Annotated in this window: 18 protein-coding genes; 9 read left to right on the forward strand and 9 right to left on the reverse strand. The window is 67.1% G+C overall.

Annotated features, from left to right (window positions below):
* Positions 1–108: 108 nt before the first annotated feature.
* Entirely contained in the window at positions 109–675 is a 567-nt protein-coding gene (locus B9N97_RS09905; protein ID WP_014249644.1) for a cupin domain-containing protein, read from the forward strand.
* 134 nt (positions 676–809) lie between these two features.
* Here the strand turns inward: B9N97_RS09905 and B9N97_RS09910 are convergent, their stop codons facing one another.
* From B9N97_RS09910 to B9N97_RS09930, 5 genes are all read right to left on the reverse strand, one after another.
* Positions 810–1,640: an ABC transporter permease gene (locus tag B9N97_RS09910; RefSeq protein ID WP_085085848.1), complete on the reverse strand. Its 831-nt coding sequence runs from the start codon at positions 1,638–1,640 to the stop codon at positions 810–812.
* A complete protein-coding gene (locus B9N97_RS09915; protein ID WP_085085850.1) occupies positions 1,637–2,887 on the reverse strand; it encodes an ABC transporter permease in 1,251 nt (416 codons plus the stop codon). Before B9N97_RS09915 ends, B9N97_RS09910 begins: the two co-directional genes overlap by 4 nt.
* Positions 2,888–3,186: 299 nt before the next feature.
* Positions 3,187–4,233 carry an ABC transporter substrate-binding protein gene (locus B9N97_RS09920; protein WP_085085852.1) on the reverse strand — a complete coding sequence of 349 codons (1,047 nt, stop codon included), beginning with the start codon at positions 4,231–4,233 and terminating at the stop codon, positions 3,187–3,189.
* 68 nt (positions 4,234–4,301) lie between these two features.
* Positions 4,302–5,411, reverse strand: a complete 1,110-nt coding sequence (locus B9N97_RS09925) for an ABC transporter ATP-binding protein (protein ID WP_085085854.1) — start codon at positions 5,409–5,411, stop codon at positions 4,302–4,304.
* Positions 5,412–5,724: 313 nt separating this feature from the next.
* A complete protein-coding gene (locus B9N97_RS09930) occupies positions 5,725–6,828 on the reverse strand; it encodes a TRAP transporter substrate-binding protein (RefSeq protein ID WP_085085856.1) in 1,104 nt (367 codons plus the stop codon).
* Positions 6,829–7,285: 457 nt separating this feature from the next.
* Here B9N97_RS09930 and B9N97_RS09935 point away from each other — a divergent pair, with 457 nt between their 5' ends.
* A complete protein-coding gene (locus B9N97_RS09935; protein ID WP_085085858.1) occupies positions 7,286–8,977 on the forward strand; it encodes a GGDEF domain-containing protein in 1,692 nt (563 codons plus the stop codon).
* A 7-nt stretch (positions 8,978–8,984) separates the two neighbouring features.
* Here B9N97_RS09935 and B9N97_RS09940 read toward each other — a convergent pair whose 3' ends face one another.
* The 3 genes from B9N97_RS09940 to B9N97_RS09950 form a co-directional block, all read right to left on the reverse strand.
* Positions 8,985–10,064: a zinc-binding metallopeptidase family protein gene (locus tag B9N97_RS09940; RefSeq protein ID WP_085085860.1), complete on the reverse strand. Its 1,080-nt coding sequence runs from the start codon at positions 10,062–10,064 to the stop codon at positions 8,985–8,987.
* A 60-nt stretch (positions 10,065–10,124) separates the two neighbouring features.
* Positions 10,125–12,461: a glycogen debranching protein GlgX gene (gene glgX / locus B9N97_RS09945; RefSeq protein ID WP_085085862.1), complete on the reverse strand. Its 2,337-nt coding sequence runs from the start codon at positions 12,459–12,461 to the stop codon at positions 10,125–10,127.
* 108 nt (positions 12,462–12,569) lie between these two features.
* Positions 12,570–13,529 carry a LysR substrate-binding domain-containing protein gene (locus B9N97_RS09950; protein WP_085085864.1) on the reverse strand — a complete coding sequence of 320 codons (960 nt, stop codon included), beginning with the start codon at positions 13,527–13,529 and terminating at the stop codon, positions 12,570–12,572.
* 124 nt (positions 13,530–13,653) lie between these two features.
* On the opposite strand from B9N97_RS09950, the gene B9N97_RS09955 reads away from it, so the two are divergent.
* From B9N97_RS09955 to B9N97_RS09985, 7 genes are all read left to right on the forward strand, one after another.
* Positions 13,654–15,105, forward strand: coding sequence for a catalase (locus B9N97_RS09955; protein ID WP_085085866.1), 1,452 nt, complete (start codon positions 13,654–13,656; stop codon positions 15,103–15,105).
* A gap of 245 nt (positions 15,106–15,350) precedes the next feature.
* Positions 15,351–15,860 (forward strand): hypothetical protein, encoded by a 510-nt coding sequence (locus B9N97_RS09960; protein WP_085085868.1) that lies wholly within the window; start codon positions 15,351–15,353, stop codon positions 15,858–15,860.
* A gap of 5 nt (positions 15,861–15,865) precedes the next feature.
* On the forward strand, positions 15,866–16,639 hold the full coding sequence (locus tag B9N97_RS09965) for a hypothetical protein (RefSeq protein WP_167393266.1): 774 nt from the start codon (positions 15,866–15,868) through the stop codon (positions 16,637–16,639).
* Between the two features lie 105 nt (positions 16,640–16,744).
* Complete coding sequence (locus tag B9N97_RS09970; protein ID WP_085085872.1) at positions 16,745–17,191, forward strand: hypothetical protein; 447 nt, start codon at positions 16,745–16,747, stop codon at positions 17,189–17,191.
* Positions 17,192–17,406: 215 nt separating this feature from the next.
* Positions 17,407–18,471 (forward strand): transglycosylase SLT domain-containing protein, encoded by a 1,065-nt coding sequence (locus B9N97_RS09975; RefSeq protein WP_085085874.1) that lies wholly within the window; start codon positions 17,407–17,409, stop codon positions 18,469–18,471.
* A 153-nt stretch (positions 18,472–18,624) separates the two neighbouring features.
* Positions 18,625–19,104, forward strand: coding sequence for a hypothetical protein (locus B9N97_RS09980; protein WP_244560641.1), 480 nt, complete (start codon positions 18,625–18,627; stop codon positions 19,102–19,104).
* Entirely contained in the window at positions 19,101–20,498 is a 1,398-nt protein-coding gene (locus B9N97_RS09985; RefSeq protein WP_085085876.1) for a GAF domain-containing protein, read from the forward strand. The genes B9N97_RS09980 and B9N97_RS09985 overlap by 4 nt, the downstream gene beginning before the upstream one ends.
* A gap of 9 nt (positions 20,499–20,507) precedes the next feature.
* Here B9N97_RS09985 and B9N97_RS09990 read toward each other — a convergent pair whose 3' ends face one another.
* Entirely contained in the window at positions 20,508–21,533 is a 1,026-nt protein-coding gene (locus tag B9N97_RS09990) for a hypothetical protein (protein ID WP_085085878.1), read from the reverse strand.
* Positions 21,534–21,594 lie beyond the last annotated feature (61 nt).

Consider the following 21,594-nt stretch of genomic DNA (forward strand, 5'->3'; position numbering starts at 1 on the left):
CTACCATGTTTAATAAATTAAACAACCCCTGTTTAGCTGTTCATATTCTGATGACGGGGTTGCGCGGATGGGCTATTGCCTAGACGGGTGTGGAGCAGGAGTCCGGTGATGGAATTCGATGTCGGCGCCAGGTTGAAGCAGATCCGCGAACAGCACGGGCTGTCGCAGCGGGCGCTCGCCCAGCGGGCCGGAGTGACCAACGGCACGATCTCTCTGATCGAGCAGAACCGCAGCAGTCCGTCGGTGTCGTCGCTGCGCAAGGTGCTTCAGGGCATCCCGATGACCTTGGCCGAATTCTTCTCCTCCGACGATCTGCCGCCGCCCGAGCAGATTTTCTTCAAGGGCGACGAACTGATCGAATTGGCCGGCGAGCTGAAGGGCACCGTCGGCCAGGTTTCCTTCCGGCAGGTGGGCGACCTGCGCAGCCGCAACCTGCAGATCCTCCACGAACGCTACGCCCCCGGCGCCGACACCGGCCGCACCATGCTGCAACACGAATCGGAAGAAGGCGGCATCGTCATCAAGGGACAGATCGAGCTGACGGTGGGTGACCGCAAGCAGCTTCTCGGCCCCGGCGACGCCTATTTCTTCGACAGCCGCGTGCCCCATCGGTTCCGCAACATCGGCGAGGTGGAATGCGAGCTGATCAGCGCCTGCACGCCGCCGTATTTGTGAGGCCGCTGAGTTAGACCCCCACCTAACCTCCCCCGCTGAGCGGGGGAGGGACTGCCGCCACCCTCCCACATCAGCACTGGTCCCCTCCCCCGCCCAGCGGGGGAGGGTTAGGGTGGGGGTCATCAGCGACCACTTTACCCCACATTCCCCTTCAGCCGCTCGTTGCGCCGGCGCAGGATTTCCAGCGTCGACAGCATGAAGACCGAGATCACCGTCAGCACCACCGCCACCGCGGTGATGGTCGGGCTGATGTTCTCGCGGATGCCGCTGAACATCTCTCGCGGCAAGGTGCGCTGTTCAGGCCCGGCGAGGAACAGCACCGTCACCACCTCGTCGAAGCTGGTGGCGAAGGCGAACAGCGCGCCCGACGCCAGACCCGGCAGGATCAGCGGCAGGATCACCTTGCGGAAGGTCAGCAGCGGCGGCGCCCCCAGCGAGGCGGCGGCGCGGGCCAGCGTCATGTCGAAGCTCTGCAGCGTCGCCGACACGGTGATGACGACGAAGGGCGTCGCCAGCGCGGTGTGCACCAGGATCAGGCCGAGATAGTTGCCGGTCAGCCCCAGCGGCGCGAAGAAGAAATAGACGCCGACCGCGGTGATGACCACCGGAACCACCATCGGCGACAGCACGACGGCCAGGATCAGCGGCTTCCACTTGCTCTTCCACTGGGCAAGACCAAGCGAGGCGAGCGTGCCCAGCGCCATCGACAGCATCGCCGACGAAATGCCGATGATGAAGCTGTTCTTCAGCGAATTCATCCAGCGCGCCGAATTGAGGAATTCCTCGTACCAGCGCAGCGACAGGCCGGGCAGCGGATAGGTCAGGTAGGTGCTGGAGCTGAACGACAGCGGCACGATCGCCAGGATCGGCGCCATCAGGAAGATGAACACCAGCGTGGAGGCGACGATCGTGGCGATCCAGGCGATGCGCTGGCTGGCGGTTTGGGGGGCGTGGTTCGCGCTCAATTCTTCAGACCTCCCGTCGTCTGGCGGCCGAGCGCCAGCTTGCCGTAGACCAGCGCCAGCACCAACGTCGAGAGCAGCAGAACCGCACCCAGCGCCGAGGCAAGGCCCCAGTTGACCGTTTCCGTGGTGTAGAAGGCGATGAAGGACGAAATCATCTGGTCGGCGGCCCCACCGACCAGCGCCGGCGTGATGTAGTAGCCGATGGCCAGGATGAAGACGAGCAGGCAGCCGGCGCCGATGCCCGGAATGGTCTGCGGCAGGTAGATGCGCAGGAAGGCGGTCGTCGGCGGTGCGCCCAGCGAGGCGGCGGCCCGCATGTAGGCCGGCGAGATGCCGCGCATGACACTGTAGAGCGGCAGGATCATGAAGGGCAGCAGCACATGGGTCATCGCCATGTAGACGCCGAAGCGGTTGTAGATCAGCCGCATCGGCTCGTCGATGATGCCCAGCCATTCCAGGGAGCCGTTGACGATGCCCTCGCTCTGCAGGATCACGATCCAGGCGCAGGTGCGCACCAGCAGCGAGGTCCAGAAGGGCAGCAGCACGAAGATCATCAGCAGGTTCGACCGGCCGGTCGGCAGGTTCGCCAGCAGATAGGCCACCGGGAAGCCGAGGATCAGGCAGAGCGCCGTGACGCCGAAGCCGATCTCGAAGGTGCGCATGAACACCTCGCGGTAGATCGACTGGTCCGCCGGGGCGTGCACGATGGCGCCGTCGGCGTTGCGGGTCAGGTCGACCGCGGCCAGCAGGTAATAGCTGGTGACCGGGCCGCTGGCGCTCTTGATCGCGGTCCAGCTCTCGCGCTCGCCCCAAGCCGGGTTGAGGGCGATCAGCGTTTCCTTGGCGGTGCCGGGAGCCGGCTGCTCCTTCAGCTTGCGCCCGGTGGCGAGCAGCGTGGTGCGATAGCCGTTGACGATGTAGTTCAGCCGCTTGGCGGCGACGGCCAGCGTGCCGGCGTCATACGCGGCGCGGACGTCGGCGGCGAGCGCGGCGAAGGCGGCCTCGTCGGGCAGGCCCTGGCCGTTCCAATGCTCCAGCGCCGCGACGGTCTGCGGCATCGCCTGCGGCACCTCCCAGTCGTCCACCGACTTCCAGATCATGCCGGCGAGCGGCACGACGAAGGTGAACAGCAGGAAGGCCAGCAGCGGCAGCACCAGACCCAGCGCACGGAACTGCCGGGCCCGCTCGGCCCGTTTCAATCGACGCTTCAACGGCACGTCGGCGCCGGCAACGAAGGCGGCTGTCATCGGCATTGTCCTGTTGAGAAGACGCAAAAGGCGCTTGCGCACCATCCCCTCTCCCCCCCGGGGAGAGGGTCAGGGTGAGGGGGACGCAGGGCGTCCGGTCACCGAAGGGCGGGAAGTGATCCGCCAAAAAACTGAAGTGGGAAGCGCTTCCGGGCCCGATGCGTGCCGCTGTGCGTCCCCCTCACCCCGACCCTCTCCCCGCTTTCGGCGGACCGGAGGTCCGCCTGTCGCGTCAGCGCAAACGAAGTTTGCGCGTGAGCGGGGGGAGAGGGGGTAATGGGCGAGTTACAACAAAGTGCTTACTTCGCCGCCCACTTGTTGAAGCGTTCGGTCAGGCGGTCGATGTTCTCCAGCCAGAAGTCGGTGTTGATCTCGATCGCGTTCTTCATGTTGTCCGGCGCGGTCGGCAGGTCGGCCAGCACCGCCTTCGGCAGCAGCGACGGGGCCTTCTTGTTCGACGTGCCGTAGGCGATGCCTTCGGACAGCTTGGCCTGGTTCTCCGCCTTGCCGACGAAGTTCAGGAACTTGTAGGCGGCATCAACGTTCGGGCTGCCCTTCAGGATTACCCAGCTGTCGATGGTGTAGAGCGCGCCGTTCCACACCATGCCGAAGTTCTTCTTCTCGTTCTTGTTGGCGGCGTCGATGCGGCCGTTGTAGACCGAGGTCATCGCCACTTCGCCCGAGGCCAGCAGCTGCGGCGGCTGGGCGCCGGCCTTCCACCAGACGATGTCGTTCTTGATGGTGTCGAGCTTCTTGAAGGCGCGGTCGATACCGGCGTCGGTGCTCAGCACCTTGTAGACGTCGGCCGGGGCGACGCCGTCGGCCATCAGCGCGATCTCCAGCGTGGTCTTGGCGCCCTGGCGCAGGCCGCGCTTGCCCGGATACTTCTTGGTGTCGAAGAAATCGGCCCAGCTCTTCGGCGCGTCCTTCAGCTTGTCCTTGTCGTAGCCGAGAACGAAGTCATAGACGATGGCGCCGACGCCGCAGGGGTTGACCGTGGAGGGCAGATAGATGTCCTCGCCGCCGATCTTGGAATAGTTCAGCTTCTCGTACAGGCCCTCGTCGCAGCCCAGCGCCAGTTCCTCGCTCTCGACCTGCACGACGTCCCAGGTGGAGGCGCCGCCCTGGACCTTGGCGCGCAGGACGCCGACGCCGCCGTCCCAGGATTCGTCGTTCATCGGGGTGCCGGTCTCCTTGAACGGACCGAAATACACCTTCTTCTGGACGTCCTGATAGGCGCCGCCCCACGACACGACGGTGAGGTCGCGGGCGCTTGCGGCCGAAGCCAGGGCCGTGAGGGCGGTGAAGGTCGCAGCGAAACCGAGAGCCACCTTAATCTTCGACATGATTCCCCGTCCTTATTCGTCGTGGTTGTTGTTGCTGAAAGGCATCCTGGCGCCGAGGAACCACGTCCTCAGACCGGATCGAGCGCCCGGCAGTCCTCCGGGCGGAACGCGATGTAGACATCCTGGCCCGGCGCCAGACCGGCATAGGAGCCGGCCGGCAGCTTGACCATGAATTCCGGGTTGGCCGGCGTGCTCAGCACCGCCAGCGTGTGGTCGCCCAGATAGATCAGGTCGGTCAGCGTCGCCGGCAGCCGGTTCATGCTGCTGTCACCGCTGTCACCGGTTTCGATGGCGACGCGCTCCGGCCGGAGCGACAGCGAGGTGCGGTTGCCGGCGCCGCCGATGTTCACCGCCTGCGCCACCACCGAACCGCCGGCGTCCAGCGTCACCCGCGCCCAGCCCTGTTCGATATTTTCGACAACGCCGCTCAGGACATTGTTCTCGCCGATGAAGTTGGCGACGAAGCTGTTCACCGGCCGCTCGTACAGCGCATCCGGCCGGTCGATCTGCTGGACGATGCCGTCGTTGAAGACCGCGATGCGGTCGGACATCGTCAGCGCCTCCCCCTGGTCATGGGTGACGTAGACGACGGTCAGGCCCATCGTCTCGTGCAGACGCTTGATCTCCAGCTGCATATGCTCGCGCAGGCGCTTGTCCAGCGCGCCCAGCGGTTCGTCCATCAGCACCAGGGCGGGATTGAAGACCAGGGCGCGGGCGAGCGCCACGCGCTGCTGCTGGCCGCCGGAGAGCTGGCCGGGATGGCGGCTGGCGAGGTTGCCGAGCTTGATCATGTCGAGCGCGGCCTTCACCCGCTCCTTGACCTCCGCCTTCGGAACGCCGCGCACCGACAGCGGGAAGGCGACGTTTTCCTCGATCGTCAGGTGGGGGAACAGGGCGTAGTTCTGGAAGACCATACCGATGTCGCGCTTGTGCGGCGGCGTGTTCTTGATCGGCCGGTCGCCGATGAAGATGTCGCCATGGGTCGGCACCTCGAACCCGGCCAGCATCATCAGCGTGGTGGTCTTGCCCGACCCCGACGGCCCCAGCAGCGTCAGGAATTCGCCCTTGCGGATGTCGAGGTCGAGGCTTTTCACCACGAGATGCTCGCCATCGTAGGTCTTCTGCACCCCGGAAAAGCGCACCAGGGTCTCTGTCGTCGCGATCATCCCGCCGTCCATCCGTCCGCTCCCGTCACAGGCGACCTGGATCCGGGTACGCCACCCCGGCCCGGTCCGTCTTTCTGACCCTGACGGTACCACGCGTTTAAGAAAATAGACAAGAGGAATGACTATGTCGTGATCAATTCAACGCTTTGCCGAAATTTTGTGCAATTGCGAAGGCTATGCCCACGCTTAGACCGGCAGTGTGCTCCTTTCGCGTGCGATTGAGAAGACCGATGATCGAGATCGCAGACATACGGCGGCGTGAAAATCAGTGTTTGCCGCGAAAGGCGGGGCGAATCGCCGCACACGATCCGCCCCGCGACGCGACTCAGCGCTGCGCCGACTGGCTGTAGACGAAGCTGTCGAAGCCGTTCTCGGCGACGCGGAACCACAGCCGCTCCTGCTCCAGGAAGGGCTTCCAGCCGTCATAGACCTTCTTGAAGCGCGGGTTGCCGGCGGCGAGCTTGTCGTAAAATTCGAACGCCGCCTTCTCGCAGGCCTGCATCATGTCGCGCGGGAAGGGACGCAGCACGGCGCCGCCGCCGACCAGCCGCTTCAGCGCCGAGGCGTTCAGCGTGTCGTACTTGGCGATCATCCAGGCGTTGGCCTCCCAGCAGGCCTGCTCAAGGATGGTCTGGTAGGACTTCGGCAACTGTTCCCAGGCCTGCATGTTGAACATCAGCGGGATCTGGGCCGAACCCTCCCACCAGCCGGGGTAGTAATAGTATTTGGCGACCTTGTAGAAGCCCAGCTTCTCGTCGTCGTAGGGGCCGACGAACTCCGCCGCATCGATGGTGCCGCGTTCCAGCGCCGGGTAGATGTCGCCGCCGCCGAGTTGCTGCGGTACCAGCCCGAAGGGCGTCAGGATCTGGCCGACCAGACCGCCGATGCGCATCTTCAGGCCGTTCAGATCGTCCAGGCTCTTGATCTCCTTGCGGAACCAGCCGCCCATCTGGGCGCCGGTGTTACCGGCCGGGATGTGGTGGATGTTGTAATCCTTGAACACCTCCCGCATCAGTTCCAGCCCGCCGCCATGCATCATCCAGGCGATGTGCTGGCGCGTGTTCAGGCCGAAGGGCATGGCGGTGTCGAAGCAGAAGGTCGGGTCCTTGCCGACATAGAAATAGGCCGCCGACTGGCCGCACTCGACCGTGCCGTTCTGCACGGCGTCCAGCACCTGCAGCGCCGGAACGATCTCGCCGGCCGCGAAGGTGCGGATCTGGAACTTGCCGTCGGTGGCGTCGGACACCCGCCTGGCGATGAACTCCGCCGCGCCATAGATGGTGTCGAGGCTCTTGGGATAGCTCGACGCCATGCGCCACTTGATCTCCGGCTGGGAGGTCTGGGCGATGGCCGGAGCCGCGATGGTCGCGGCGGTTCCGGCGGCGGCAAGGCCGACACCGGCGCTGGAGAGAAACGCACGCCGTTTCATGATGAGGATTCTTCCCGACTGTATGGTTCGTTGGGCTGACATGATAGCGCAACCAACCGTTTGGGGAATCCCCCTTCCGCCGGGGCAGCACCGCATAATAAGAAGATTCTTGCTGCTGAAACGAAAAATCCAGCCACATCGGGCTGGATTTTCGGCGACGCAGCATTATTTGTTGTTTCGATCGCCTTTCAGGCGTTTCCTCCCTAAACTCGGGCCGCGGCTGTATAGCTAGCGGCCTTTTCTCTTTTACGCAATATGCTGAAAGTCAGCTTCGCAAACTTTTTTGGCTGACGTACGTCCGGGGCGTGCCGAACGCCGCGCAACCTTCCCTTTTACATTGTAAATGCATCGCCGCGGTTCCGCTTGACCCTTTGTAAAGGGCTGGGATGATACAGTGTCTGCACTGATCGTCTCCCATCCGGCTTGTCCGGGTTCGTTTGATAAGGATCCCGCCACGATGTCGCCCTTTGGACAGGCAAGCGGCAGGACCGCAGCGGCCCGCAGCATTCCGGTCCGCAGGCCGCGCCGGGCCATCGGCCTGCAGGTGACGGTGGCCGTCATCCTGGTGCTGCTGCTGCTCGGGTCGACGCTGGTGAAGGGGCTGGTCGTCGGCAACGGCGCCGCCGACGCCCTGGCGAAGGAGATCGGCAACTCGATGACCGGGCTGGCGCAGTCGCTCGCCCGGCAGCTCGATTCGACCATGTGGGCGCGCGCCAACCAGATCGCCGCGCTGTCGCGGATCGAAGCGCTGAAGGACCCGGCGGTGGCGCAATCGACCATCGATGAGCTGAAGCGCCGCGACCCGGCCATCGCCTGGATCGGCATGACCAATGCGGAGGGCCGGGTGGTGGCCGCCGCCAACGGGCTGCTGCTGGGGGCCGACATCTCCAGCCGGCCGGTCCATCAGGAAGGCATGAAGGGCCTGTTCGTCGGCGACGTGCACGAAGCCGTGGCTCTGCGCGGCAAGGTACAGTACCTGCAGGGCGAAACGCCGAAATTCGTCGATGTGTCCGCCCCGCTGCAGACGGCGGACGGCACCGTGGTCGGCGTGCTGGCGGCTCATTACAGCTGGGAGTGGGCCCACGCCTCGATCCGGCAGTTGATCGAGCCTTTGTCCGACCGCAAGGGGCTGACGCTCTACATCCTGTCGGCCGACGGCACCGTTCTGATCGGTCCCGATTCGGCGGTCGGCAAGCCGCTGCCGGTGCCGGCGGTGACCACCAGGCTGCATGACGGCTGGAGCAGCGGGGTCTGGCCCGACGGCGTGACCTATGTCACCGGCGTGGCCCACGGCAAGGGGCTGCACGATTACGCCGGACTGGGCTGGACCGTCGTCGCCCGCCAGCCGGCCGACATCGTCTATGCCGAAACCGACCGTTTGCGGATGACGATCATCGGGTCGGGCGCGGTGCTGGCCCTGCTGTTCAGCTGCATCGGCTGGTTCGCCGCCGGACGCATCGCCCGGCCGCTGGGCGCCATCGCCGACGCCGCCGAGCGCATCGGCAAGGGCGAGCGCGGCGTGGCGATCCCCGAGGTCGGCGGCGCGGCGGAGATCCGCCGGCTGTCGGTGGCCCTGCGGGACATGGTGGACGGTTTGACCAACAAGGACGCCGCCCTGATGCGGCTGGAGGACATCGCCTACGAGGACCGGCTGACCGCCCTGCCGAACCGGCGCTATTTCGAACAGTATGTCGAGGCGTCGACCGGCGGCGGCGGCGGATCGGCGACGGTGATGTACATCGACCTGGACGGCTTCAAGCCGGTGAACGACCGGCTGGGCCACGATGCCGGCGACGCCGTGCTGCGCCAGATCGGCGGCCGGCTGGCCAGCATCTTCCGCGACGACGACGTGGTCGCCCGGCTGGGCGGCGACGAGTTCGCCGCCGTGCTTCCCCGCCGCGCCGGGCGCCCTGCTCCCGACACCGGGGAACTGGCGTCCCGCATCATCGCCGCCGTCAACGAACCGGTGTCGTTCAACGGCGAGATGGTCCGCGTCGGCTGTTCCATCGGCATCGCCTCCTGGCCGGAGGACGACAGCGACATGGCGACGGTGATGCGCCATGCCGACGCCGCGCTCTACAAGGCCAAGCGCGACGGCCGCAACCGCGCGGTCCGCTGGGTGCGGGCGGTTGTGGGGGCGGTGGAGTAATGAGTGTCTAGCGTCCCTCCAATCCCCGCACCATCCCGTTCATGAAGCCCAGCTTCTCGATCACCGACGCGGACAGGATGAAGGGGTAGAGGTCCGGCTGGCCCATGCTGCGGTTCAGGCTGTTCACCGCGTAGGTCAGCGGCAGCCAAAGGTCGATCAGATCCTCGATCCGCCGGGCCTTGTGGGGGTTGAAGTCGACCTCCGCCTCCAGTTCCGCCCCTTCGGTGATGCGTGGGCGCACCCGCAGGCCGAAGGCGCGGGCGGTTTCCAGCGTGTCGACGATGTGCAGGTAATGCGACCAGGTCTCGGCGAAATCCTCCCACGGGTGGGCGGTGGCATAGGTGCTGACGAAGTTCGCCTGCCAGTCGGGCGGAGCACCATCGGCATAGTGCCGCTTCAGCGCCTCGCCGTAATCCTGCCGCTCGTCGCCGAACAGGGCGCGGAAGCGCTCCAGCAGCGCCGGATCGTCGCGCACCAGGCGGTCCCAGATGTAATGGCCGATCTCGTGGCGGAAATGGCCGAGCAGCGTTCGGTAGGGCTCGCCCATCTCGGTTCGGCGCTTCTCACGCTCGGCGTCGTCGGCCTCGGCGACGTTGATGGTGATCAGGCCGTTGGCATGGCCGGTCAGCACCGGCGTCACCGTGCCGTCGGGAGCGACCGTGTCGGACAGGAAATCGAAGGCCAGCCCCTCCTCCGGATTCTCGGTCCGGGTCTGCAGGGGCAGATTCAGGTTGGTCAGGGTGTAGAACAGGTGGTGCTTCGCCAGTTCCAGCTTGCGCCAGCGCGTCAGGTTCTCGGCGTCGGACAGGTCGGGAATTGTGCGGTTGTGCCGGCAGGCGGCGCAGTGGGTGTCGGCGGAGTCCGCCGGCAGCATCCAGTTGCAGGCGTCCAGTTCCGCATTCGCACAGAACTTGTAAAGCGGTTCGGTGGTGGCGAGCGCGCTCCACACGCCGTCATGGTCGGTGGGGTCGAGGGCCGACAAGGTCCCCACATCCGGCAGATAGCCAAGCCGATGGCCGCAGCGCTCGCACAGCGTGTTCTCGAAATAGAGCGGCTGGTGGCAGTTCTGGCATTCGAAGAGTTTCATGGCGGGGGATCCGGGAGAGTTCCCCTCTCCCCGGGAGGGAGAGGGGGATTGAGGGTCGGGTCAGGTCGGCTTCTTGGCGGGCGCTTCGCTCTTCGCCGGCGAAGTTGCCGCCACCGCTTCGACCTTCACCGGTTCCTTCGCCTCCACCGGTTCGGCCGGCTTCTCCTCTTCCGCGGTCTCCTCGCCGTAGGAGGTCACCGGGGTCGGGCTTTCGGCGACGCTGCGGAGCGCGCGGGTGGCGCGGCGCAGCGCGAAGGAGGTCTTGCCTTCCGGTTCCAGGGCGAGCAGCAGAAGCGACCGGCCGGTGACGATATAGCCCTCGCCGGTGTTGACGCGCGGCACCTCGTCGGGGTCGGGCAGGTTGGTGTCGACCAGACAGCGCCAGACGCTGCCGCCGGTCACCTCCGGCAGCGTGAACTCCACCACGTCATGGTGGGCATTGATGACCAGCAGCAAGGTGGAGTCCATCGCCGGGCGCTTGATGCCGCTGGCCTGCCCGCGGCCGTCCAGCAGCATGCCCAGGCAACGGGCGTTGCCGTCGTGCCAATGGCTCTCGTCCATCTCGTCGCCGGCCGGGGTCAGCCAGGTGACGTCCTTCACGTCGAACTCGGCATTGTATTCGCCGGACAGGAAACGGCCGCGGCGCAGCATGGGGAAGGACTGGCGCACCGCGACGACGCGGCGGACGAACTCGATCAGAGCCTGCCCGTCCTCGTCGATGCCGTCCCAGTTCAACCAGGCCGTCTCGTTGTCCTGGCAATAGGCGTTGTTGTTGCCGTGCTGGGTGTTGCCGAACTCGTCGCCGGCCAACAGCATCGGCGATCCCTGCGACAGGAGCAGCGTCGCCAGCATGTTGCGCTTCTGCCGTTCGCGCAGTTCCTTGATCTCGGGATCGTCGGTCGGCCCCTCCACCCCATGGTTCCAGGACAGGTTGTGCGAGTGGCCGTCGTTGTTGCCCTCTCCGTTCGCCTCGTTGTGCTTGTCGTTGTAGGAGACGAGGTCGTTCAGAGTGTAGCCGTCATGGGCGGTGATGAAGTTCACGCTGGCCCAGGGCTTGCGCCCGCGCTTGTTGAAGAGGTCGGCGGAGCCGCAGAGCCGCGGCGCCACCTCCGGCAGCTTGCCTTCGTCGCCCTTCCAGAAGGCGCGGACGGTGTCGCGGTAGCGGTCGTTCCATTCGGCCCAGCCCGGCGGGAAGTTGCCGACCTGATAGCCGCCGGGACCGCAGTCCCACGGCTCGGCGATCAGCTTGACGCTGTTCAGGATCGGGTCCTGCAGGCAGCTGTCGAGGAAGCCGCCGCCCTCGTCGAAGCCGTAGGGTTCGCGACCGAGGATGGTGGCGAGGTCGAAGCGGAAGCCGTCGACATGCATCTCCGTCGCCCAGTAGCGGAGCGAATCGGTGACCATCTGCAGGACGCGCGGGTGGCTGAGATTGACGGTGTTCCCGGTCCCCGTCTCGTTGATGTAATAGCGTTTCTGGTCCGGCAGCAGGCGGTAGTAGGAGGCGTTGTCGATGCCCTTGAAGGACAGTGTGGGCCCTCGCTCGTTGCCCTCGGCCGTGTGGTTGTAGACGACGTCGAGGATCACCTCCAACCCGGCATTGTGGAGATGGGCGACCATCTCCTTGAATTCCTTGATGGCGTTGCCCGACGCGGCATAGCGCGGTTCCGGCGCGAAAAAGCCGATGGAGTTGTAGCCCCAGTAGTTCGCCAGCCCCTTGTCGACCAGATGCTGATCCTGGACGAAGGCATGGACCGGCAGCAGCTCCACCGAGGTGACGCCGAGCGACTTGATGTAGTCGACCACCTCCTTCACCGCCATGCCGCCATAGGTGCCGCGCAGGCTGTCGGGCACCGCCGGGTGCAGCTTGGTGAAGCCCTTCACATGGGTTTCGTAGAAGATGGTGCGGTCCCAGGCGGTGCCGGGCTTGTGGTCGCGGCCCCAGGTGAAGGCCGGGTCGATCACCTTGCATTTCGGCATGAAGGGCGCGCTGTCGCGCTCGTCATAGGTCAGGTCGTCGCCCGATTCCATCACATAGCCGAAATGGGCCGGATTCCAGCGGATCTCGCCGACCAGCTCCTTGGCATAGGGGTCGAGCAGAAGCTTGTTCGGGTTGAAACGGTGGCCGTTCTCCGGCTCGTAGGGACCGTGGACGCGGTAGCCGTAGAGCAGGCCGGGACGGGCGTCCGGCAAATAGCCGTGCCAGATCTCGTTGGTGAATTCGGGAAGCTCGATACGCTCAAGCTCCTCCTCACCGCTTTCATCGAAAAGACACAGTTCGACCTTCGTCGCGTTGGCGGAGAACAGGGCGAAGTTGACGCCCAGTCCATCCCACGTCGCGCCCAGCGGAAAGGGCAATCCTTCACCGAGCCTGGTCGCTTGCCTCAGGATATTTGCCATGATCGCCCGTTTCTCCGCCTGTATCGAAAGTCACACCCGTCCCCTGAACAGTGAGGAGAGCGGGCGGAGCCTACAACCCGGCCGATGGTCGCTTGTTCCGTCCCCTCGTCAGTCATCCTTTCGGGGTAGGATGGGTTCCGTGCCGGCCGGCAGGTCGCGGCGCAGCAGGTCGGCCAAGTCGCGCAGGCCCCGGTCGCGCGGGTCGCTGGCGCGCCAGACCAGGCCGATGACGCGGCCGGGTGGGCGCGGCCCTTCGAAGGTGCGGTACTCCACCAGCCCGCCGACAGTGGCGGCGCGGCCGTCCTCCCCCTTGGCCGCCCCTTTGGCCGCCAGAATCGGCATCAGCGTGCAGCCGGCCCCCGCCGCCACCATGTGGCGCAGCGTCTCCAGCCCGGTGGCGTGGACGCCGCCGCCCCGCGCGCTGAGTCCGCAGGCGGCCAGCGCCTGATCGCGCAGGCAGTGCCCCTCCTCCAGCAGCAGAAGCTCGGCCGGGTCGAGGTCGTTCAGCGACAGGTTGGGTGCGGCACACAGGCGGTGGCCGGCGGGGTGGGCGAGCAGGAAGGGCTCGAAGAACAGCGGCTCGGCCGTCAGCCCGTCGCCCTCCACCGGCAGGGCCAGCAGCACGGCGTCGAGCCGGCCGTCGCGCAGTTCCTCCAGCAGGCTGTCGGTGCGGCCCTCCGACAGGGTCAGGGTCAGGTCGGGCCAGCGCGCGCGCAGCGGCGGCAGGATGTGGGGAAACAGGTAGGGGCCGAGCGTGTGGATCGCCGCCAGCCGCAGCCGTCCGGTCAGCGCCCCGTCCGACCCGTCAGCCAGCGCCAGCAGCCGCCGCGCCTCCTCCAGCACCACCCGGGCCTGCGCCACGATGGCCTCGCCGCGCGGGGTCAGCAGCACCTTGCGGCTGGTGCGTTCGAACAGGGCGAGGCCGAGCGACTCCTCCAGCTTGCGGATCTGGGCGCTGAGAGAGGGCTGGCTGACGGCGCAGCGTTCGGCGGCGCGGCCGAAATGGCGCAGCTCGGCGACGGCGACGACATATTCCAGGTCACGCAGGGACAGGCCGGAGAGATTCATAGACGATGCCTATTGGTGCATTTCCTTCCATGTCTTGGATATATCGTTCAAGACGCCGGATAACCAGGGGCGAGACAATGACGGCCGTAACGAGCGGCACCCGCCTTTGAAGAGGAAGACCCGGATGAGCACCCTGACCACCAGCTTCGGCCAGCCCGTTCCCGACAACCAGAATTCGCTGAGCGCCGGGCCGCGCGGTCCGCTGCTGCTGCAGGATTTCCACCTGATCGAGAAGCTGGCCCACTTCAACCGCGAACGCATTCCCGAACGCGTGGTGCATGCCAAGGGCGCAGGCGCCTACGGCACCTTCCGCGTCACCCGTGACGTGACGCACTGGACCAAGGCCGCCTTCCTGTCGTCGGTCGGCAAGGAGACCGGGGTGTTCCTGCGCTTTTCCACCGTCGGCGGCGAGAAGGGCTCCGCCGATGCCGAGCGCGACCCGCGCGGCTTCGCGGTGAAGTTCTATACGGAAGAGGGCAATTACGATCTGGTCGGCAACAACACGCCGGTCTTCTTCCTGCGCGACCCGCTGAAGTTCCCGGACTTCATCCACACCCAGAAGCGCAACCCGGCCACCAACCTGAAGGACCCCACCGCGATGTGGGACTTCTTCTCGCTGTCACCGGAGACGATGCACCAGCTGACCATCCTGTTCAGCGACCGCGGCACGCCGCGCAGCCATCGCCACATGGACGGCTTCAGCAGCCACACCTTCTCGTGGATCAACGCGGCGAACGAGCGTTTCTGGGTCAAGTACCATTTCAAGACCCGCCAGGGCATCGAGAACTTCACCGCCGAGCAGGCGACGGTGATGGGCGGCATCGACCCCGACCACGCCACCCGCGACCTGTACGCCTCGATCGAGGACGGCGACTTCCCGGCCTGGACCGTCTCGGTGCAGATCATGCCGGAGGCGGAGGCCGACGCCTACCGCATCAACCCGTTCGACCTGACCAAGGTGTGGCCGCACGCCGATTACCCGCTGATCGAGATCGGCGAGCTGGTGCTGAACCGCAATCCGGAGAACTTCTTCGCCGAGACCGAGCAGGCCGCCTTCAGCCCGGCCAGCGTGGTGCCCGGCATCTCCTTCAGCCCGGACAAGATGCTGCAGGGCCGCCTGTTCGCCTATGCCGACGCCCACCGCTACCGGCTGGGCGGCAACTACGCGCAGATCCCCGTGAACAAGCCGCAGGGCTGCCCGGTCCACAATTACCAGCGCGACGGCGCCATGCGGGTGGACGGCAATGGCGGCGGCCGGCCGAACTATGAGCCGAACAGCTTCGGCGGCCCGGCCCAGACCGGGGTCGCCAGCGAGCCGCCGCTGCGCATCAGCGGCGACGCCGCCGCCTACGACCACCGCGAGGGCAATGACGACTACGCCCAGGCCGGCGCGCTGTTCCGCCTGATCGGCACCGAGGCTCAAGCCCGCCTGATGGACAACATCGCCGGCAGCCTGGGCAAGGCCCCGCTGTTCATCCAGCAGCGCCAGTTGAAGCACTTCCTGGCCGCCGACCCGGCCTATGGCGAGGGGGTGGCCAAGCGGCTGGGCCTGACCGTGGCGCAGGCGGCCGAATGACCTGAATGCAACGTGAACGTTCCGGCCCTTCCGCGGCGTCGCGGAGGGGCCGGCCTTGAGATGCCGCGCCCGGCCCCCTGGGCAACGGCATGATTGCCGGCATCCTGCCGTGCATTTTCCCCGACAGACTTGCGGCCCTCTTTCCGGCGACCGGGGGAGGGCTTTTTTTGATGAACACTGGGCCACCACCCGCTCAAGAGGTTCTGGCAATGGTGAGTTCATAAAAAGTGATGTAAGAACGGGACATGCCCGACTACCTTCCAGACCTGATCGCCGCGACGAAGCGGCTCGCCGCGCCGGCAAGATGGGGCGCACATGATGACCAGTTCCGTGCCGTTTGCGCTCTGGACATCGACGGGGTGACGATGGAGGGGCTGTGGTTGCGCGGCCAGTGCATTCGTGAAATCACGGACCGGCGAGTGACCTTTCAACTGGAGTGGCTCGCACCGGGGTGGCGGCGCGGTGCAGTGGCAAGGTTGGACTGGCGGCCGGAATCACCCCACGGCAATAAGAATATCGGACCGGCGCATCTGCGGCTGATGGTGATCGAGGGCAGCCATCACCATCCGTTTGCGCTCAACTGGCCACTTGGCTTCCAGCGGATGTTCGGAGAGAATTTGCCGATTGCGGAGCCGCTGGCCGATGAACCGGCGTCCTTCCACGATTTGACGGATTTGGCAGGCCGGCTGTTCAACATCCAGGGCATGGAGGCATTCCCGGTGCCGCCGTGGGAACCGAGGCTTGGAAGGCTATGATCGGGGTGGACGACAAATACACAATCCTCCGCAAGATCGTGGATGAGGCGGCCCGCTCGCTGAGTGCCGTCCGCCACGATGAGGATGCGTCTTACCTGCGCACGCCGGTCATGTATCCGGGCGGCTCGATGGTCGTCATCCGCGTTGCGGCGGTCGGCGCCGGCAGCGGCCCCTCCGCCGACCGCTTCATCGTCTCCGACATGGGTCTCGGCCGCCAGGAGGCGGACCTGATGGGAGCAGCGCCCCTGTTCGCCCGCTGGGCACCCAAGGTGGCGGAGCGGGCCGGGGTGTCCTTCGACCATCGTGACTTTTTCCTGATGGAGGTTGCCCGCCCGCAGCTTGCCGGGGCGGTGGCGACTATCGCCGCCTGTTCTCAGGAGGCGGTGCAACTGACCGCGTTCAAGCTGGCGGAACGGCGACAGCAGGACGCGACGGAGCGCCTTTACGAGCGGCTGGTTACCGTCTTCTCGCGGGATCGGGTGGCGAAGGATGTCGAGGTGCTCGGCGCCTCCAACACCCCATGGCATGTCGCGACGCTGGTCAGCGCCGATGGCCATAAAGCGGTGTTCGAACCCGTCGCCAACCATCCCACCGCCATCGCTGCCGCAGTCACCAAATTCTTCGACATCGCGCAGTTGGAGAATGGTCCCGCCCGCATCGCCGTTGTCCGCAACAAGGAAGCCTTCGGCACCAAACTGGCGGTGATCGCGGGGGCCGCGAAAGTGGTCGACGAGTCGATCCCCGATGCGGCCCTGCACCGGCTGGCGGAGGCCGCCTGACCAGCCCCCTCCCCCACCCGAATGGTGTGGTCTCCGCATGGGGGCAGACAAATCCTGTCGAGCCGTCCTAAAGTCCGCCTTCAGCGCGACAGCTTCGATGACGGAATGGGACGGGACCGCGACACCGATAAATCCAGCAGCGAACGATCCACCAGCGCGCTGACCGGCAAGGGGCTCGATACCCTGCTGGCGGCGGCGGAGACGCTGCCGCATGCGCCGGAGGATGCATGGCGGCTCGACCTGCTGCGGGTGGCGCTGCGCATCGCGCGGTCCACCGAGGATCTGGCCGACCTGGAACGCGCCAACCTCGCCTTCAAGTCGCTGCCGCACCGGCTGCGCAACCCGCTGGTCGACCGCGCCGCCATGCTGGCCCGGCGCGAGGCGGAACGCGCCCAGATGACCGAGGAGCCGGAGGAGGAGCCGAAGCCCGGCGGCCTGCTGGGCGGGCTGTTCGGACGAGGCGGCGGCCGGCCCAGCCGCAAGACCGCCAAGGAACGGCTGATGCGCGAACTCGCCACCCGGCGCGACCCGGACGACGACCGCGAGAGCTGATCGCCCTTAAATCCCGGCAAGGGAAATCCCGGCATAGGCCGCGCCGGACGGCAGATACCCGGACGACCGCTTGTCCGTCCGAAGGATTGGCAGCCCCTCCCCTCCCGCGTTCCCCGGCCGCGTCGAAGGTCACAGCTGGGACGGTTTACGGCGGGCCGGGAATGTGCAAAGGTCTCTACCTCCAAATCGGGCTTATCCTAAAGTTGAACTGAACGATGACCGGGGGTTCCGTGCGTCGCCTGAAGCCGTTGCTGACCTGCGCCGCCCTGACTGCTCTGCTGAGCGCCTGCGCCAGCGGGGGAGGCTCACATCGCGTCGCGTCGCCTGAGGAGATCGACGCGCATGTCGCGGAAGCCTCCAAGCGGTTCGACATGCCGGAACTGTGGATCCGCGAGGTCATCCGCCAGGAGAGCGGCGGGCGCACCACCGTCAACGGCAAGCCCATCGTCAGCAAGGCCGGCGCCATGGGGCTGATGCAGGTGATGCCGGCGACCTACGACGAAATGCGGCGCAAGCACAATCTGGGTTCCGACCCCTTTGATCCGCATGACAACATCATCGCCGGCACCGCCTACCTGCGCGAGATGTACAACCTGTTCGGCGCGCCGGGCTTCCTCGGCGCATACAACTGCGGTCCCGGCTGTTACGGCGATTATCTGGCCGGCAAGCGCGGCCTGCCGGGCGAGACTCGGCGCTACATCGCGTCGGTCGGGCCGCGCCTGAACCGCACCCCGGCGCCCAACGGCGCCGACATCGTGCTGGTCAGCGCGCCGTCCACCGATTCGCCGCCGGATTACGGGTCTCCCTACGCCCGGCCGTCCTCCTCCTATTCCACCCCGGTCAATCCGGCGCCGTCCTACACGCCGCCGGCCAGCAGCCGCCCGGCGGCGAGCCGGCCGCCGATCGCCGTGGCGGCGCTGCCCGCTCCGGCTCCGGCACCGGCGGTGCGGGTGGTGGCGCCCGACACCTCGACGCCGGATGCGCCGGCGCCGCGTCCGGTGGCGACGATGAGCGGGGCGGCGACCGCCGGCGGCGGGGTGTGGACGGTGCAGCTCGGCGCCTTCCGCTCGCCCGACGACAGCCAGCGCGTGATCGACCGCGCCCGCAGTTCCCTGCCGGTGCTGTCGCGCTCGCAGCGGATCGTCCAGGCGGTGGATACCCAGACCGGGCCGCTCTACCGCGCCCGCCTGTCCGGCCTGTCTCAGCAGGATGCGGCCAGCGCCTGCAGCGGGCTGGTCACCATCGGCATGGCCTGTTTCGTGGTGGCGCCGGGAGCCTGAGCGCCCCCTCGCGGTCCCTCTACGGCATGGCTCGCCGAAGGATGACGTCCTTCGGTTGGTTTGCCGCCGGCCCGGCTGCGGCGCTATGCTGACGGCCGGTCGCCGGTGTGGAGCAGCAGCGCGGAGCGTCAGGATATGCGGCGGGAGAGGGGTTTGGACGAGACGGTCCGGCGCTTCCTGGACCGCAGCCTCAGCGTCAATGTCGCGACCAGCGACCATGATGGCCGTCCGCTGGTCGCGCGGGCCGTGGCGGCGCGGGTGTCGCCGGGCATATCGCCGGACGGCGAACGCCTGACCGTGCTGATCGACGGGCGCGCCAACGCCGTGCTGGTCGCCGCCGTCGCCGCGACCGGGCGGCTGGCCGTGGTCTTCACCGAACCCAGCACCCACCGGTCCATTCAGATCAAGGACGACGGCGCCACCGTGGCGGCCCCGACCGTCGACGAGTCGGCGCTGCCCGGCCCCTACATCGACGGCTTCATCGCAGAACTGGCCGGGATGGGCTTCACCGAAGCCTTCGTCCGGGCGGTGATGGCGTTCGATCCGGCCGATCTGGTGGCGCTGCATCTGGAGCCCGCCGACGTCTTCGATCAGACGCCGGGGCCGAGGGCCGGCGAGCGGATCCCGGCATGAGCGGCCCGCTTCCCCGCCCCCTGCCCCGCCCCCTGCCCCACGACGCTCTTACCCTGGACGCCATCCGGACCTGCCTGGAGGGCGTGATCCCCGGCACCATCGCCACGGCGGATGCCGTGGGGACGCCGAACGTGTCGCAGCTGTCGCAGGTCCATTACGTCGATCCCGGCCACATCGCCCTGTCCTATCAGTTCTTCAACAAGACGCGCGCCAACATCCTGGCCAATCCCGACGCGCAGCTGGAGGTGATCGATCCGGCCACCGGGGCGCAATACCGGCTGCGGCTGGCCTATCTGCGCACCGAGACCGAGGGGCCGCTGTTCGAGAGCATGAAGGCGAAGCTGTCCGGCATCGCCTCCCATGTCGGGATGGCGGAGGTGTTCCGCCTGCGCGGCGCCGACCTGTTCCGGGTGGTGGCGATCGAGGCGGTACCGGGCGGCGCCCCCCTGCCCGCTCCGGTCCGGCCGCGCAGCCTGCTGTCGGCGGTCCGACGGGCCTGCGAGGGGTTGCGCGGCGCCGCCGACCTGTCCGACCTGCTCGACCGCGCCGTCGCCGCCTTGCGCGACCTGTTCGGGGTGGAACATGCGCTGATCCTGCTGCCAGACGCCGCCAGCGGCCGGCTGTTCACCGTCGCGGCGCTGGGCTATGAGGCGTCAGGGCGCGGCAGCGGCATCGGCTGGGAGGTGGCTCCGGGCGACGGGGTGATCGGGGTGGCGGCGCGCGAGCGGGTCCCGATCCGCATCACCCACATGACCACCGACGTCGCCTACAGCATGGCGATGCGCGAGGGGACAGCGGCAGGGATCGCGCACGAGATCCCCTTCCCCGGCCTGGACCGGCCGCACAGCCAGCTGGCGGTGCCGATCCTGGCGAGTTCCGGAGCCTGCGGAGACCTGGCCGGCGTGCTGTTCGTGGAGAGCGCGCAGGAGATGCGCTTCACCTATGACGACGAGGATGCGCTGGCGACGCTGGCCGCGCAGCTGGGTGCGCTGATGCGCGGCCTGCCGCCGGCCCATGGCGCCGAGGCCGAAGAGATGCCGGCCCCGGCCGTGGCACCGCCCGCCGTCGGCACGCCAATCACCGTGCGTCATTACGCAGGCGACGACAGCGTCTTCCTCGACCATGACTACCTGATCAAGGGGGTGGCCGGCGCCATCCTGTGGAAGCTGGTGCGCGACCACACCGCGCTGGGTCGCACCGACTTCACCAACCGCGAACTGCGGCTGGCGCCCGATATCCCGCTGCCCGACTTCGCCGAGAATCTGGAAGCGCGGCTGATCCTGCTGCAGCGTCGGCTGGCCGACCGCTGCGGCTGCCTGCGCATCGAGAAGACCGGCAGGGGCCGTTTCCGCCTGCTGGTGGAAAAGCCCCTGCGGCTGGAAGAGATGCAATGAGGGAGCCGATTACCCCTCGCTGACGCGGCGGCAGCGGCGCTTCATCAGGGCCAGCGCCTCTTCCGCCCGGTCACCGGTCAAGTCGAAGCTGCGCTCGTCCAGCAGCACGCCGTCGGAGTTGTAGGCGCGCACCTGCAGGCCCTCCGGCGTCTGCTCCGCCGTCACGTCGAGGACGCCGTCGCCGGTCTCGTTGCCGGCGATGTCGAGGAAGTCGTTGACCTCGTCGAAGCTCGCCCCGACATCGTCCGGCCAGACGCCCTCGGCGGTGAAGTCCAGCAGGTCGTTCAGTCCGCCGACCGGCTCGCAGCGCTTCACCCGCGGATCGGCGGATGCTACCGCCTCGGCGAAGGCGGCCATCGACTGGCGGATGCGCTCCTGCTCGATCGGGTCGATCTCCGGCTCCTCGCCCTCGCCGGAGAATCCGAGATTCAGCGGGTCGGGCATCGCCTCGCCCTCCTGCTCGGCATCCTCCTCGATCACCAGACCGACGACGCCGACGAGACGGGTGCCGGTATCGTCGGGGGGCGCGACCAGATCCTGCTCGCGCACGAAGGCTTCCGCCGCCTCGGGCGAGTCGATCAGGCGGCGCAGCAGGGTGCGGCGGTCGGCGGCCTCGAGGTAGGACAGCGGTTCCGGATCGAGCCACAGCGGCAGCAGCCGCATGTCGGCGGCCTTTTCCAGCAGCCCGGCCGAATCGAGAGCGCGTTCGATGGCGTCGACCGACGGCGGCTCGTCCAACCGTCCCTCGACCTCCAGCGCCACCCAGAACAGGGTCGACAGCGTGGGGTCGCCATGCTCGTCGGTGCTCTGCGCCGTTTCGGAGAAGGCCTCGACCTCGTCCATGAAGTCGTAGCCTTCCTCCTCGCGCAGCTTGCCCAGCGCGGCTTCGATCACGCCCTGGCGGTTGCCGTCCAGCACCTCGTCCAGCAAGGCGCCGAAGCGTTCGTCGTTGTTGCGCCACAGCCGGACCAGCCGGTCGGCCGGGGTCCCGCTGAACTGGCCGCCCTTGCCGTTGACTCCGTCCTTCTTCGCCATGATGCGCCCGATCCTTTCTGATTCGCTCGTCCGGTCGGCGTGACCATAGGAGCGCCGTGCC

Source organism: Azospirillum oryzae (genome assembly GCF_900177515.1).
Classification (GTDB): domain Bacteria; phylum Pseudomonadota; class Alphaproteobacteria; order Azospirillales; family Azospirillaceae; genus Azospirillum; species Azospirillum oryzae_A.